Raw genomic sequence first — 15650 nt, 5'->3', positions numbered from 1 at the left:
GTTCTCGTTACTGGTGGCGGGTGGGTACGGGGACCCTGATCAGGTCCTGGGCGATGGTCAGTTCACCTTCGAAGCCGGCTGCCCTGGCCTGGTGCTCGAAGGCCTCGGAGTCGTTGTAGCGCTGCGAGAAGTGCGTCAGCACGAGGTGCCGTACGCCTGCTTCCTTCGCCGCCCGGCCGGCCTGCCCGGCGGTGAGGTGGCCGTGGTCGGCGGCGAGGCGGCTGTCCTCGTCGAGGAAGGTCGACTCGATGACCAGCATGTCGCAGCCCTCGGCGAGGGCGTGCACGCCGTCGCAGAGCCGCGTGTCCATGATGAACGCGAACCGCTGGCCGCGCCGCTGTTCCGAGACCTCGTCGAGCGGGATGCCGCGCAGGACGCCGTCGCGCTGGATCCGTCCGACGTCCGGCCCGCCGATGCCGTGCTCGGCGAGCTTCTCGGGCAGCATGCGCCGCCGGTCGGGTTCGGTCAGGCGGTAGCCGTAGGACTCGACCGGGTGCGAGAGCCGGTGGCTGTCCAGCGTGTACGCGTCCGTGGTGGCGAGGATCCCGTCGGCGGCGACCGGTACCTCGGTGAGTTCGACGGACTGGCGGTAGGCGGTGGCGTACCGCAGCCGGTCGAAGAAGTGCTGTCCGCTCGCCGGGAAGTGGGCGGTGACGGGGTGCGGGACCTGGTCCAGGTTGATCCGCTGGATCACCCCGGCCAGGCCCAGCGAGTGGTCGCCGTGGAAGTGCGTGACGCAGATCCGGTTGATGTCGTGCGCGGCGACGCCCGCCCGCAGCATCTGGCGCTGCGTGCCCTCGCCCGGGTCGAAGAGGATGCCCTCGCCGTCCCAGCGCAGCAGGTAGCCGTTGTGGTTGCGGTGACGCGTCGGGACCTGGCTGGCGGTGCCGAGGACCACGAGCTCTCGTACGGACACGGTGTGCGGCTCCTAGCCGGGGGGCCACTGCATCCCGCGTCCGCCCAGGACGTGGGCGTGCGCGTGGAAGACGGTCTGTCCCGCGCCGGCACCCGTGTTGAGGACGATGCGGTAGCCGGTCTCGGTGATCTTCTCGTCGGCGGCGACCAGCCCGGCCTCGCGCAGCACGTCCGCGGCGATACCGGGCTCGGCCGCGGCGAGGGCGGCGACGTCCGGGTAGTGCGCCTTCGGGATGACGAGAACGTGCGTGGGGGCCTGGGGGTTTATGTCACGGAAGGCGACGGTCGTGTCGCTCTCCCGGATGATGGTCGCCGGGATGTCCCCCGTAACGATCTTGCAGAACAGGCAGTCGGTCTGCGGCTCTCCCGCCATGGCCCGGCCTCCTCGGTCGCTTGGTGATCGTGATCGGTACACCGGCATGCTATCCGTCCGGACCTGCCGGGCTGCCGGACCTCAGCTCCAGCGGCCGGTGCGTCCCATCAGCAGGGCGGCAGCGGCCGTCCCGGCGGTCGAGGTGCGCAGCACACTGGGCCCGAGCCGGTACGGCGGCGCGCCCGCGGCGGCGAAGGCGGCGAGCTCCTCGGGGGAGACTCCGCCCTCCGGTCCCACGACGAGCACGATCGAGCCGCCGTCGGGGAGTTGCGCCGTGGCGAGCGGCTCACTGCCGCTCTCCCGGTCCTCGTGCAGGACGCCCGCGAAGTCCGCGGCGGCCAGCAGCGCGGCGACCTGCTTGGTCGTCATCGCCTCGGCGACCTCGGGGAACAGCACCCGGCGGGACTGCTTCCCCGCCTCCCGGGCCGTGTTGCGCCATTTGGCCAGGGACTTGAGGCCGCGCTCGCCCTTCCACTGCGTGATGCAGCGCGAGGCCTGCCACGGCACGATCGCGTCGACTCCCGTCTCCGTCATCGTCTCGACGGCGACCTCACCGCGGTCACCCTTGGGGAGTGCCTGGACGACGGTGATGCGGGGCGCGGGTGCGGGCTCCTCGTGCACCGTCGCGAGGTCCGTGACGACGAGCCGGTCCTTGCCCTCGGCCGCGCGTACGACGCCTTCCGCCCAGCGGCCGCGCCCGTCGGTCAGGACGACGTCCTCCCCGGCGTGCAGCCGCTTCACGGACACGGCGTGCCGTCCCTCGGATCCTTCCAGGACGAACTCCGGCCCGCTGGGCATGCGTTCGACAACGAAGACCGGTGCCGTCACTGTGCACCCCTCCCACTCACTGCCGCCCATGCGGCGTCCGTTTCGGTGGCGAGCAGTTCCACGAGTTCGCCGGCGGGCAGCTCGCGTGCCATCCGGTGGCCCTGGCCCGCCCACAGGGCCATGCCCTGGGCGTCGCCGGCCTTGGCGGCGGCCTTGCGCAGCCCGCTGGTCAGGTGGTGCACCTGCGGGTAGGCGGCGGGGGCGTACGGGCCGTGCTCCCGGACGAAACGGTTGGCCAGCCCCCGCGCGGGGCGGCCGGAGAACGCCCGGGTGAGTGCCGTCGTGACGAACAGCGGGTTGGTCAGGGCCTGTTTGTGCAGCAGGTGCGCCCCCGACTCGGGGCAGGCCAGGAACGCCGTGCCGAGCTGTGCCGCGTCGGCGCCCGCGGCGAGCACCGCCGCGATCTGGGAGCCGCGCATCAGCCCGCCGGCCGCGACGATCGGCAGCTGCACGGTCTCGCGGACCTGGGCGACGAGGGAGAGCAGCCCGGTGCCGGTGAGGCCCGCCTGCGCGTCGTCGTGGTGCGTGGACTGGTGGCCGCCCGCCTCGACGCCCTGCACGCAGACGGCATCGGCTCCCGCCCACTGCGCGTTCCGCGCCTCCTGCGGGGAGGTGACCGTCACGACGGTGAACGTGCCGACGCCGGCGAACGCGTCGAGGGTTTCGCGGGCGGGGCAGCCGAACGTGAAGGAGACGACGGGTACCGGATCCTCCAGCAGTATCGCGACCTTGGCCTCGTAGCCGTCGTCGCCGCTGGAGTCCGGGTCGCCGAGCGGAGTCCCGTACCAGGCGGCCTCACCCGCGAGCTGGTGGCGGTACACCTCGACGGCGCTCGGGTCGGCGAGAGCCGCCTGCGGCATGAAGAGGTTGACGCCGAACGGCTGTCCGGTCAGCCCCCGCAGCTGTTTGATCTCGTTGTACATCCCGTCCGCCGTCTTGTAGCCGGCGGCGAGGAAACCGAGCCCTCCGGCCTCGGCAACGGCCCCGACGAGCTGCGGACAGGAGACGCCGCCCGCCATCGGGGCCTGCACGATCGGATACCGGCAGAGATCGGTCAGCGCCAAGGACATGACGGCATCGTGCCACGTCCGGTGCGGCGTGCCGAATCAGCCTTTTCCAGCCGGGCGTACGGCCTGCCGCCGAACGCCGCACCGCCCGCCGGAGAACCGGCGGGCGGTGCGGGTGACGCTCGGAATCCGGCTCAGCGGCCGTTGAAGGCGTCCTTCAGCCGGGAGAACAGCCCCTGCTGCCCTGGCTGGAACTGGCCGGTGGGCCGCTCCTCGCCGCGCAGCTTCGACAGCTCCCGCAGGAGGCGCTCCTGCTCGGGGTCCATCTTCGTCGGGGTCATGACCTCGACGTGCACGATCAGGTCGCCGCGCCCGCCACCGCGCAGGTGCGTGATGCCGCGCCCGTGCAGCGGGACCGACTGGCCGGACTGGGTGCCCGGCCTGATGTCGATCTCCTCCAGGCCGTCCAGCGTCTCCAGCGGCACCTGGGTGCCGAGCGCCGCGGCCGTCATCGGGATGGTGACCGTGCAGTGCAGGTCGTCGCCGCGCCGCTGGAACACCGCGTGCGACAGCTCGTGGATCTCGACGTACAGGTCGCCGGCCGGACCGCCGCCGGGGCCGACCTCTCCCTCGCCCGCGAGCTGGATCCGGGTGCCGTTGTCGACACCTGCCGGGATCTTCACGGTGAGGGTGCGCCGCGAGCGGATGCGGCCGTCACCGGCGCACTCGGGGCACGGCGTCGGCACGACCGTGCCGAAGCCCTGGCACTGCGGGCAGGGCCGCGAGGTCATGACCTGGCCGAGGAAGGACCGGGTGACCTGGGAGACCTCGCCACGGCCGCGGCACATGTCACAGGTCTGGGCGGAGGTGCCGGGTGCGGCGCCCTCACCACTGCAGGTCGTACAGACGACCGCCGTGTCGACCTGGATGTCCTTGGTCGTACCGAAGGCCGCCTCGGAGAGGTCGATCTCCAGCCGGATCATCGCGTCCTGGCCGCGCCGGGTGCGCGAACGGGGTCCGCGCTGCGACGCCGTGCCGAAGAACGCGTCCATGATGTCGGAGAAGTTGCCGAAGCCGCCCTGTCCGAATCCGCCCGCGCCACCGCCTCCGGAGGCGGACAGCGGGTCGCCGCCGAGGTCGTAGACCTGCTTCTTCTGCGGGTCCGACAGCACCTCGTAAGCGGCGTTGATCTCCTTGAACCGCTCCTGGGTCTTCGGATCCGGGTTGACATCCGGGTGGAGCTCGCGGGCGAGCCTGCGGAATGCCTTCTTGATCTCGTCCTGAGATGCGTCGCGGCGCACGCCGAGTACGGCGTAGTAGTCCGTGGCCACTTACGACTCCGCCAGGATCTGTCCGACGTAACGTGCCACTGCGCGTACCGCTCCCATCGTTCCGGGGTAGTCCATGCGGGTCGGTCCGACCACGCCGAGTTTGGCGACTGCCTCGTCGCCCGAACCGTAGCCGACCGCGACGACGGACGTGGAGTTGAGGCCCTCGTGGGCGTTCTCGTGCCCGATACGTACGGTCATGCCCGAGTCCTTGGCCTCACCGAGCAGCTTCAGCAGCACGACCTGTTCCTCCAATGCCTCCAGCACCGGCCGGATCATCACGGGGAAGTCGTGCCCGAAGCGGGTGAGGTTGGAGGTGCCGCCGATCATCAGCCGCTCCTCCGTCTCTTCGACCAGAGTCTCGAGAAGTACGGAGAGCACCGTCGAGACGGTCCCCCTGTCCTCGTTCTCGAAGGACTCCGGCAGGTCCTGCACCAGTTGCGGGACGTCCGCGAAGCGGCGCCCCACGACCCGGCTGTTGAGCCGGGCCCGCAGATCGGCGAGAGAGGTCTCACCGAACGGAGCAGGGCAGTCGATCATACGCTGTTCGACCCGGCCGGTGTCCGTGATCAGTACGAGCATCAGCCGGGCGGGGGCGAGCGAGAGCAGTTCGACGTGCCGCACCGTCGAGCGGGTCAGCGAGGGGTACTGCACGACGGCGACCTGCCGGGTCAGCTGCGCGAGCAGCCGCACCGTACGGCCCACGACGTCGTCGAGGTCGACCGCTCCGGCGAGGAAGTTCTGAATGGCCCGGCGCTCCGGCGACGACAGGGGCTTGACGCCCGCGAGCTTGTCGACGAAGAGCCGGTATCCCTTGTCCGTCGGGATACGCCCCGCACTCGTGTGCGGCTGGGCGATGAAGCCCTCGTCCTCCAGCACCGCCATGTCGTTGCGGATGGTTGCCGGGGAGACCCCGAGCTTGTGCCGCTCCGTGAGCGCCTTGGAGCCGACGGGCTCCTCGGTGCCGACATAGTCCTGGACGATGGCGCGCAGCACTTCGAGTCTGCGTTCGCTGAGCATCGCGCACACCTCCAGCTGTGGTTCTCCGGTGTCTGCCTGGCACTCTGTGCTTTCGAGTGCCAGCAATCCCCCCGGTCAGTGTACGGGGGCAGGGTGGGCGAAGGGCAAGGGCGACCGGCCACGCCGTCGCAGGACTGTGCAGGTCGTTGCCGATAGCGTCGTTGCATGGACGCCTCTTGGGAAGAGTACGGCTGGGAGCGGTTGGGCAACGTTGCGGGGCGCCGCCGCCTTCCCGGCTGGGACGCGACGGCCGCGCTGGTGGCCGGGACCGAGGGCGCGCTGCTCTACGACACCGGATCGACGCTCCGGGAGGGTGCCGAACTGCGGACCCGGGCGGAGGGGCTGCTCGGCCGGAGGGTGACGCATATCGCACTGAGCCACCCGCACTTCGACCATGTGCTCGGCACCGCGGCCTTCGCCGGGGCGGAGGTCTACGGGGCGGTCGGCACGAGGGACCTGCTGGGGCGCTGTGCGGAGGAGCTTCGCGCGGACGCGGTGCGTCACGGGGTGTCCGAGCACGACGCCACCGTGGCGACGGACGTCCTGGTGGCCCCCCGGCACGAGGTGAGCGGTGAGCGGACGCTCGACCTGGGTGGCGGCCTCCAGGTGCTGCTGGCCAACGTGGGGCCGGGCCACAGCGGCCACGACCTCGCGGTGCTGGTGCCGGGCTCTCCCGTGGTGGTGCTCTGCGGCGACCTGGTCGAGGAGTCCGGCGAACCGCAGGCGGGCCCGGACGCGGTCCCGGCCCGCTGGCCTGCCGCCCTGGACCGGCTGCTGTCCCTGGGCGGCGAGGAGGCGCTGTACGTACCGGGGCACGGGGCCGTCGTGGACGCCGCGTTCGTACGGGCGCAGCGCGACCGGCTGGCCGCCCGGTTCGGCGTGTCCTGACGGTCCGGCGATCTATCGTCGTGCCATGCGCAGCTACCAGCCGGACCTGACCCCGCCGTGGAAGCGGTCCGCTCCCGTCCCCGAGGTCCCCGCCGAGCCCGATCTGGTCGTGGAGGAGGTTGCCACCGGTTTCTGCGGTGCGGTGATCCGGTGCGAGAAGACGGCCCAGGGGCCGACGGTCACCCTGGAGGACCGCTTCGGCAAGCACCGGGTGTTCCCGATGGGGCCGCGCGGCTTCCTGCTGGAGGGCCGGGTCGTCACCCTCGTACGCCCGGCGGCCGCCGGGCCGGCCGGGCAGGCCCGTACGGCCTCCGGCTCGGTCGCCGTCCCCGGGGCGCGGGCACGGGTGGCGCGGGCGGGCCGGATCTATGTGGAGGGCCGGCACGACGCCGAGCTGGTCGAGCGGGTCTGGGGGGACGACCTGCGCATCGAGGGCGTGGTCGTGGAGTACCTGGAGGGCATCGACGACCTCCCCTCGATCGTGCGCGGGTTCGCCCCGGGCCCCGATGCCCGGCTCGGCGTCCTGGTCGACCATCTGGTGCCGGGCTCCAAGGAGTCCCGTATCGCCGCGGAGGTCACCGACAGGAACGTACTGGTCGTGGGGCACCCGTACATCGATGTCTGGGAGGCGGTGAAGCCGTCGTCCGTGGGGATCCCGGCGTGGCCGGTCGTGCCGCGGGGCCAGGACTGGAAGACGGGCGTCTGCCGCTCGCTGGGGTGGCCGGAGAACACGGGAGCCGCCTGGCAGCACATTCTTTCCAAGGTGAGCTCCTACAAGGACCTGGAGCCGCAACTCCTGGGCCGTGTCGAGGAATTGATCGACTTCGTCACCCTTCCTGCCTGATGTCCCGGGGCCGTTGAAGAGGATCCGGTACCGATCCCCATGAATGCCTGCGCCACCCACGCACCATCGGTTATTGAGAGGTGAGGGGCCCGACGGTGCGGTGCTGCTGGACGGGCCCAGCAGGCAAAAGGGGAAGGCCGGGGGCGGATGGCGCGCGAAGTGTGGCGGGACAGTGCGGAGAACGAGGCGGCCTCCGCTGTCTTCCACCTGATGCAGCAGCTGATCGACCAGTACCGGGTCAACCGCCCGGTGATGCCCCTCGTGGTCGCGCAGGCCGAGGACGCCGGTGCGGGGCCCGACATCGACAGCAGGGTCGAGCAGATCGTCCGGCAGGTCCACCGGGCGAACCAGCTGCGCCGCGTCCCCGTGAAGCTGCTGGACGACCACGGCGCCACCCCGTACGAGGCGGCGCTGTCCATGGTGCGCGCGCTGACCGAGCGGCCCTGGGAGACCCGGGGCACCTCGCAGTACAAGCCCTTCACCTTCCCCCGCTCCCGCCTCCTGGACGCCATCGAGCAGGCCACCGCGACGGTCCTCGAACGGCAGCCCGAACGGGTCTCCGCCCGCAGTGACCGCGACGAACGGATCCTGGAGCAGCTGGGCAGCCTGCGCTGGCGGGCGAGCCGGTCGGGGCGGAACAACTGGTGGGACTCGCTGCGCGCGTCGATCCGGCCGGAGACGTTCCTGGGCGCCGTCTTCATCGCCGTACTGAGTGTGCTGCTCGGCGAGATCGGCTGGCTGCTGACCGCCCTGGTCGCCGCCGCCGCCCTGCTCGGCCTCGCGGTCGTGCGGCTGGTGACCACGGCGGCCCCGCCGCTGCTGTGGCTGCGCCGGGCCAGCCGGTGGCTGGCGACCACGTCCTCGCTGGCCGCGTCCAGCACCGCGTATCCGTCCGACGGCTGGTCGTGGTTCTCGCCGAGCCGTTCGTGGCGGGTGATCCGGGCCAGGGCGGCCGCTGTCGCCGAGCGGGTGGCCGACGCGGGGGCGGGCGTCGAGCACGCGCGCCAGTTCCATCTGGAGCTGCGGGTCCAGGCACTGCTGGAGGACCTGCTGGACAGCTACCGGCCGCACGCCCCGGACTGGCGGCGCGGCAAGCGCACCGTCCCGCCCGTGGTGTTCCTTCCGACGGCCACCCATGACAACGGCGGCGTCCTGCTGATCAACGCGATCAACAACGTCCGCTCCCGGCGCAGCGAGGTGGACCCCCTGCTGCTCCTGGCCTCCCTGCCGGCCGCGCAGATCATGCGGCACACCCCGCCGCTGCCCCAGGAGCCCGCCGCGAACAGCGGCGCCGCCAGGTCGGGGGCCCGCGCACGGTACGAGAGCTGGGTCGACGACCTGAGCGTGGGCCAGGCCCCCGCGGCGGCCGTGTCGCTGGCCTGGGTGCTGCGGCTGCCCCTGTCCACCGGCCAGCTGACCCACGAGCACGCGCACGCCCAGCTCGTCACCGAGCGCGTGCGCCGGACCTGGGCGTGGTGGGTGATGTCGCGGACGACCGTCGCCCTCGTCCTGGTCGGCGCGCTGCTGGGGGCCTTCCTGTGGAGCGAGCACTGGAAGGAGACGTACTGCTACGGCCCGCTCGTCGGCCGCAACACGGACGCGGTCAGACTGCCGGGTCCCGAGGGCGCCAAGGAGTGCATCGGGGTGGCGACGGCTCCCGAGGTGCTCTTCGCCGAGGGCAACGGCCTGGAGCTGAGCGGTGTGGGCGAGGGCGTGACCTTCGAGCGGATCGAGCGGGCGATACGGGACCAGAACGCCGACATAAAGCCCGGCGAACCGCACGTCACCATCGTCTACGCGGGCCCTCTCACCGGCACGGACAGGAACAAGGAGGACACCCGCAAGGGCCTGGAGGAGCTGACCGGAGTCTTTCTCCACCAGCGGTTCGTCAACGAGACGGCGGACCGTTCCGTCAAGCTCCGGGTCCTGACGGCCAACGGCGGTCAGGACATGCTGCGGCAGACGACCGCCGCCCGGAAGATCGTCGAGGTCGCCCGGCGGGACCCCTCCGTCGTCGGCGTGGTCGGCCTGGGCCGCAACACCACCGAGAGCGCGGCGGCCACCGGGCTGCTGCAGCGCGCCGGCCTGCCCGTGGTGAACACCACCAACTCCGACAGTGATCTGGCCCGCGAGTACCCGAACTACTTCGGCCTCGCCGCGACCGACGAGGAGCAGGCGGACGTGCTCGGCCTGCTCGCCGGCCAGCTGGCGGACAAGCTGCAGGATCCGCAGGCGGTCGTCCTGTCCCGAAGAGTGGGCAACGAGGACAAGGACCGCTACACGACCGAGCAGCGCCGGGTGGGCAAGGAGATGCTGGAGACGTCCGGCTTCACGCTCCCGGCGGACAGCGACGACGACGGCACCCAGTACTCCCTCTCCAAGGACGGCGGCTCCGCGAACCTCGACGGCCCCCTGCAGCGCATCTGCGGCGGGGACCGGGTCCCCGACGCCCTGTACTTCGCCGGCCGGGTCGAGGACGTCAACACCCTGATGTCCGGCCTCGGGCAGACCAGCGGCTGCTCGGAGAAGGCCATCACGGTCTTCACCGGGGACGATCTGACGAAGGCGCGCTTCGACGACGCGACGAAACTCGCCGAGAAGGTGACGCTCTACTACGGCTCGACGGCGCCCATGAGCCGGGGCGGTGGCCGGACGTTCTACGAGGACTCCCGCAGGTCCCTGGAATCGCTGCTCCCCGAAGGGAAGCGGCTGGAACCGCTGCCGAAGGGCCGCCCGCCGTACGAGGACAAGCTGTATGCCAGCGGCCAGACCGTCATCTCCTACCAGGCGACGGTGGCCCTCTACGCGGCCGCGACCCGCAGCGACAACCCGCGGAGCGCGGCGGAGACCTGGGCCACGCTGTACTCGGTCGCCCTCCACGACATGCCGACCGGGACCGTCACCTTCCGCGGGACGATCCCCTACGCCGCCCAGAAGGTGCACGGGTTGAACATCATGAAGGTCACGCGTCCGGGGCCGGATGCCGAGATCCGCATCGTGTGCGGCCGGGCAACGGGTGACCCGGCGGTCCTCACCCGCAAGGACTGCCGGGTGAGGTGACCGGGGGCTCGGGAGCTCAGTCCACCAGGTCGCGCACCACGGCGTCCGCCAGCAGGCGCCCGCGCAGCGTGAGGACCGCCCGGCCCTCCCGGTACGGGGCGGGCTCCAGCAGCCCGTCCGTGACGGCCCGGCCGGCCGCGGCGAGCCCGGCGGGCGCCAGCAGGGACAGCGGGCATCCCTCGACGAGCCTGAGTTCGAGCAGGATGCGCTCGACCCGCCGGTCCTCGTCGGCCAGGACCTCGCGCCCGGCACCGGGCGAGCGGCCCTCGGCCAGGGCCTGCGCGTACGCCCCGGGATGCTTGACGTTCCACCAGCGCACCCCGCCCACGTGGCTGTGCGCTCCGGGTCCGGCGCCCCACCAGTCGGCGCCTCGCCAGTACAGCTCGTTGTGCAGGCAGCGTCCCTCGGGCGTCCTGGACCAGTTCGACACCTCGTACCAGGAGAAGCCCGCCGCGGCCATCGCCTCGTCGGCGATCAGGTAGCGGTCGGCGTGGGCGTCGTCGTCGGTCATCGGGATCTCGCCGCGCTTGATCCGGCGGGCCAGCTGGGTGCCCTCCTCGACGATCAGCGCATAGGCCGACACATGGTCGGGGCCCGCGCCGATCGCCGCGTCGAGGGACGCCCGCCAGTCGTCGTCGGACTCCCCCGGGGTGCCGTAGATGAGGTCGAGGTTGACGTGCTCGAAGCCGGCCTCGCGCGCCTCGGCGACACAGGCCTCGGGCCTGCCGGGCGTGTGGGTGCGGTCCAGGATCTTCAGGACGTGCTGCCGGGCGCTCTGCATCCCGAAGGAGACACGGTTGAAGCCGCCTTCCCGGAGCGCCGTCAGGTACGCCGGATCGACGGACTCCGGATTGGCCTCCGTGGTGATCTCGGCGTCGTCCGCGAGCCCGAACTCCTCACGGATCGCCCCGAGCATCCGGACGAGGTCCGCGGCGGGCAGCAGGGTGGGCGTACCACCGCCGACGAAGACCGTACGGACCGGGCGGGGGTCGTCGCCGAGCACCTTGCGGGCCTGGCGCACCTCCTCGATCAGGTGCGCCGCGTAGTTGTCCCGGGAGGCCAGTGCCCCTCCGGAGCCGCGCAGCTCGGTCGCGGTGTAGGTGTTGAAGTCGCAGTAGCCGCAGCGGGTGGCGCAGTAGGGCACATGCAGGTAGAAGCCGAGCGGCCGGTCGGCGGCGCCTTCCAGGGCATGACGGGGCAGCGCTCCGTCGTCGGGCACGGGCTCACCATCGGGCAGTACGGAAGGCATACCGTCCATTGTCGCTCGCCGCCGGACCTTCCCCGTCCACGCTCCTTCTCAGCCGACCTGGAGGACGAGCAGGGCCAGGTCGTCGTCGGGCGGGCGCTCGGCGAAGGCGTGGACGGCGTGCTTTATCCGGTCGGCGATCCCGTCGGCCGAAAGTCCGGCGCAGCCGGCCAGGGCGTGGGCGAGCCCGTCGCCGTCATCGAACATCAGCCGCCCGGAACGCCTCTCGGTCACCCCGTCGGTGACGCAGAGGAGGCTGTCACCCGGTTCCAGGTCGAAGCTCTGGCTCTCGTACGCCACATCCTCGACCACCCCGAGCAGGACCTGCGACTCGGCGGCCGTGGTGACGGATCCGTCCGGGCGGAGCAGCAGCGGGAGGGGGTGGCCGGCACTGGCCACGGTGCAGCGCACGCCGCCGTCCGGGAGGGGCACGATGTCGCCGTACAGCAAGGAGAGGAAGCGGGACTGGGTGCCGTCCTGGATCTGCTGCCCGCCCGCCGCCGCGACCATCAGGGCGGCCGCCTCGGCCGCCTCCATCGCGTCGTCGAGGAGGAGCCGGTTGAGCCGGTCGAGGACCTCGCCGACGCGGAAGCCCTCTCTGGACAGCAGCCGCAGCCAGGGCCGGGCGAGACCCGTGACGACGGCGGCCTCGGGACCGCTGCCCTGCACGTCCCCGAGTACGAAGCACCAGCGGCCTCCGGGGCACGGGAAGAGGTCGTAGAAGTCGCCGCCGACGACGCCGTCGTCACTGGGCTCGTAGACCAGTGCGCTGGTGACACCGGGTATCTCCGCGACCTTGCTGGGCAGCAGGCCGCGCTGCAGGATGCGGCTGATGGTGGCCTGCCGGGTGTAGGCGCGGGCGGCGCCCACGGCGAGGCCGACACGGCGTACGAAGTCCGCGATGAGTGCGGCGACCTCGTCGGGTACGAGCGCGACGCCCTTCCGGCCCACGAGCACGGCGCCCAGCGTGCGGCCGCCCGCGGTGATGCGGTGCGCGAGCGCGGCCCCGCCCTCGCCCGCCGGGTCACCGGGCCACGGGATGGGTACGGGGCCGGTGCCCACGCTGCCGGATAACCGCAGCGGCTCCTTCTCCAGCATCGGGCGCAGGAGCTCGCTCCCGCCCTCGTCGCTGTGCCAGACCCCGGCGAGCCGTGGTACGGCCGCGTGCCCGCCGCCTTCGCTCTCCAGCCAGATCGCGCACCAGTCGGCGAGCCTGGGCACGAGCAACTGCCCCGCTATCGACGCCACGAGGTCCTCGTCGAGCTGGCCCGCGAGCAGGTCGGAGGCCTCGGCGAGGAAGGAGAGCGCACCGCGTCCGGCCCAGCCCGCGTCGTCGCGTTCGGCCCGCCCGGACGCGGGGGCGAGGATCTCCCCGGCACGCAGCCCGCGACGGCGGGCGGCCTCCTCGGACGACGAGGGCTCGGGCAGCGCCTCCCAGTCGTCGGCGGTCAGCCGCGCCCACACGGTCTTGATGCCGGTGCGGTAGGTGATGCCCCAGGATTCGGCGAGGGTGGCGACCAGCTGCAGTCCCCTGCCGTACTCGGACGGATCGGGCCGTTCCGTCTCGCCGTCGCGCACCGAGCGGGCGGGATGGTGGTCGGTGATCTCCAGCACCAGGCCGGCCGGCTCGGCCCCGGCCGCGTCCTCCAGCCTGAAGAGCAGCTCGACCGCCGTACCGGCGTGCACGACCGCGTTGGTGACGAGCTCGTTGGCCACGGTCACGGCGTCGTCGGTGACCCGGTCGCTGAATCCCCCGGCGGCGGGCAGCCCGAGCGCGGTCCAGTCGGCGAGCGCGGCTCGGACGAACCTGCGGGCCGCCGAGGGGGCCAGCGGGATTCCGGGCAGGCTGGTACGGGCAACCATGCGGGGGTCGCCGCCCTGACCGGCGACGACGGTACCGGGACGGTGAACAATGTCCCGCTGCAAGGGAATGGGTCCCACGGTGCGGCTCCTGACAGTTCTCGCGATACACCGCTGACGTGTACGACAGAGTGACAGACCGACCGTGTCCATAAGCACCGAGTGACCGAAGTGGGCTGTGCCGAACGGAAACAAGCTGGACAGCGGGACGGGGCCGGCGGGTGCTTCCGCACCCGCCGGCCCCGTCCGGGCCTGTCCGGGGGCCGTCGCCCACCGGCCCCGCCCTGAGCCGCTCCTCGGCCGTTACGCCTCGCGGGAGCCCGCGTACATCTCGTCGATGAGGTGCTTGTACTCGCGCTCGACGACCGGCCGCTTCAGCTTGAGGCTGGGGGTCAGCTCGCCGTGCTCGATGTCGAGGTCACGGGGCAGCAGCCGGAACTGCTTGATGGTCTGCCAGCGCTGCAGACCCTCGTTGAGCCGCTTCACATAGCCCTCGACGAGCTCCACGGCCTGCGGGGAGGCCACCACGTCGGCGTACGGCTTGCCGCCCAGTCCGTTCTCCTCCGCCCAGCCGAGGATGGTCGGCTCGTCGAGCGAGATGAGGGCGGTGCAGAAGTTACGGTCCGCGCCGTGCACCAGGATGTTGGAGACGAACGGGCACACCGCCTTGAACTGTCCCTCGACCTCGGCCGGGGCGATGTACTTGCCGCCGGACGTCTTGATCAGGTCCTTCTTGCGGTCGGTGATCCGCAGGTAGCCGTCCTCGGACAGCTCGCCGATGTCGCCGGTGTGGAACCAGCCGTCGGACTCCAGCACCTCTGCGGTCTTCTCGGGCAGCTGGTGGTAGCCCTCCATGAGGCCGGGGCCGCGCAGCAGGATCTCGCCGTCGTCCGCGATCCGGACCTCGGTGCCGGGGAGCGGCTTGCCGACGGTGCCGGTGCGGTAGGCCTCGCCCGGGTTGACGAAGGAGGCGGCGCTGGACTCGGTGAGGCCGTAGCCCTCCAGGATGTGGATCCCGGCGCCGGCGAAGAAGAAGCCGATGTCCGGGGCGAGTGCGGCGGAACCGGAGACGCAGGCACGGAGCCGGCCGCCGAAGGCCTCACGGATCTTCGCGAAGACGAGGGTGTCGGCGACCTTGTGCTTGGCGCCGAGCGCGAACGGCACGGAGGCCTTGCCGGTACGGCGGAAGTTGTCCTGCGACACCTTCGCGTACTCGCGGCCCACGCCGGCCGCCCACTGGAAGATCTTGTACTTGGCGCCGCCGCCGGCCCGTGCCTTGGCCGCGACCCCGTTGTAGACCTTCTCGAAGATCCGGGGGACGGCCGCCATGTAGGTCGGCTGGACGACCGGAAGGTTCTCGATGATCTTGTCGACGCGGCCGTCGACGGCCGTGACGTGGCCGACCTCGATCTGTCCGGAGGTGAGGACCTTACCGAAGACGTGGGCGAGCGGCAGCCAGAGGTACTGGACGTCGTCGGCGTTGATCAGGCCGGTCGCCACGGTGGCCTTGGCCATGTACGACCAGTTGTCGTGCGGCAGCCGTACGCCCTTGGGGCGGCCGGTGGTGCCCGAGGTGTAGATCAGGGTCGCGAGCTGGTCGGCGGTGATCGCGGAGACCCGGTCCGTGACCGCGTCCGGGTTCTTCGCCAGGTACTCGGCGCCACGGGCCTCGAGCTCGGCCAGCGTGAGGATCCAGCCCTCGGGGTCGCCCTCCACGGGCTCCGCGCCGGCCGGGTCCACGACGACCACATGGGCGAGGTGGGGCAGCGCGTCCCGGCTCTCCCGGGCCTTCGCCAGCTGGGCGGCGTCCTCGGCGATCAGCACACGGCTCTCGGAGTCGGCCAGGATGAAGGCGGACTCCTCGGTGTTCGTGGACGGATAGATCGTCGTGGTCGCGGCGCCGGCACACATCACGCCGAGGTCGGCGAGGATCCACTCGACACGGGTGGCGGAGGCGAGAGCGACGCGCTCCTCCGGGCGGACACCCAGTCCGATCAGACCGGCCGCGATGGCGTGGACCCTGGTCGCGGCCTGCGCCCAGGTCAGCGACTTCCAGTCGTCCGGTCCCTGCCCGGAGGCCGACGGCACCGGGTAGCGGTACGCCTCACCGTCCGGGGTGGCCGCCACGCGGTCGATGAAGAGAGTCGCCACGGAGGGCGGTCGGTTATCGATCAAGGTCTGTGTGTCGCTCACGACGTCCTCCGGGCCTGCGGCATTGCTACGACCGGCTGCTGGGGTAATGGTGCTGGATGCTGGGGGGCGGCTGCCTGCTGTTCCTGCT

General features: G+C 71.8%; 12 protein-coding genes. 3 read left to right on the top strand and 9 right to left on the bottom strand.

Going from position 1 to position 15650, the window contains the following annotated elements; genetic code table 11:
• Positions 1–7 precede the first annotated feature (7 nt).
• The 6 genes from OG257_RS25880 to hrcA form a co-directional block, all read right to left on the bottom strand.
• Positions 8–916 (bottom strand): ribonuclease Z, encoded by a 909-nt coding sequence (locus OG257_RS25880; RefSeq protein WP_329211212.1) that lies wholly within the window; start codon positions 914–916, stop codon positions 8–10.
• A 12-nt stretch (positions 917–928) separates the two neighbouring features.
• Positions 929–1288, bottom strand: coding sequence for a histidine triad nucleotide-binding protein (locus tag OG257_RS25875; protein ID WP_329211211.1), 360 nt, complete (start codon positions 1286–1288; stop codon positions 929–931).
• Between the two features lie 81 nt (positions 1289–1369).
• Complete coding sequence (locus OG257_RS25870; RefSeq protein ID WP_329211210.1) at positions 1370–2116, bottom strand: 16S rRNA (uracil(1498)-N(3))-methyltransferase; 747 nt, start codon at positions 2114–2116, stop codon at positions 1370–1372.
• A complete protein-coding gene (locus OG257_RS25865; protein ID WP_329211208.1) occupies positions 2113–3186 on the bottom strand; it encodes a nitronate monooxygenase in 1074 nt (357 codons plus the stop codon). The genes OG257_RS25870 and OG257_RS25865 overlap by 4 nt, the downstream gene beginning before the upstream one ends.
• Positions 3187–3317: 131 nt before the next feature.
• Entirely contained in the window at positions 3318–4454 is a 1137-nt protein-coding gene (gene dnaJ / locus OG257_RS25860; protein ID WP_329211207.1) for a molecular chaperone DnaJ, read from the bottom strand.
• A complete protein-coding gene (gene hrcA / locus OG257_RS25855) occupies positions 4455–5471 on the bottom strand; it encodes a heat-inducible transcriptional repressor HrcA (RefSeq protein WP_329211204.1) in 1017 nt (338 codons plus the stop codon). It abuts the gene before it with no gap.
• A 165-nt stretch (positions 5472–5636) separates the two neighbouring features.
• Between hrcA and OG257_RS25850 the strand changes: the two genes are divergently transcribed.
• From OG257_RS25850 to OG257_RS25840, 3 genes are all read left to right on the top strand, one after another.
• Positions 5637–6359: an MBL fold metallo-hydrolase gene (locus tag OG257_RS25850; RefSeq protein ID WP_329211202.1), complete on the top strand. Its 723-nt coding sequence runs from the start codon at positions 5637–5639 to the stop codon at positions 6357–6359.
• 25 nt (positions 6360–6384) lie between these two features.
• Complete coding sequence (locus tag OG257_RS25845; protein WP_329211200.1) at positions 6385–7203, top strand: DUF3097 domain-containing protein; 819 nt, start codon at positions 6385–6387, stop codon at positions 7201–7203.
• A 147-nt stretch (positions 7204–7350) separates the two neighbouring features.
• Complete coding sequence (locus tag OG257_RS25840; RefSeq protein WP_329211198.1) at positions 7351–10263, top strand: hypothetical protein; 2913 nt, start codon at positions 7351–7353, stop codon at positions 10261–10263.
• 16 nt (positions 10264–10279) lie between these two features.
• Here the strand turns inward: OG257_RS25840 and hemW are convergent, their stop codons facing one another.
• From hemW to OG257_RS25825, 3 genes are all read right to left on the bottom strand, one after another.
• Entirely contained in the window at positions 10280–11521 is a 1242-nt protein-coding gene (gene hemW, locus OG257_RS25835; RefSeq protein WP_329211197.1) for a radical SAM family heme chaperone HemW, read from the bottom strand.
• Between the two features lie 39 nt (positions 11522–11560).
• On the bottom strand, positions 11561–13450 hold the full coding sequence (locus OG257_RS25830) for an ATP-binding SpoIIE family protein phosphatase (RefSeq protein WP_329211195.1): 1890 nt from the start codon (positions 13448–13450) through the stop codon (positions 11561–11563).
• Between the two features lie 222 nt (positions 13451–13672).
• The gene (locus OG257_RS25825; RefSeq protein WP_329211193.1) at positions 13673–15562 is read right to left on the bottom strand and encodes an AMP-dependent synthetase/ligase; all 1890 of its coding nucleotides are present in this window, start codon (positions 15560–15562) and stop codon (positions 13673–13675) included.
• Positions 15563–15650: the final 88 nt, after the last annotated feature.

The sequence above is a fragment of the Streptomyces sp. NBC_00683 genome, from assembly GCF_036226745.1.
GTDB lineage: Bacteria > Actinomycetota > Actinomycetes > Streptomycetales > Streptomycetaceae > Streptomyces.
This window is presented reverse-complemented; position numbering and strand designations above follow the sequence as displayed.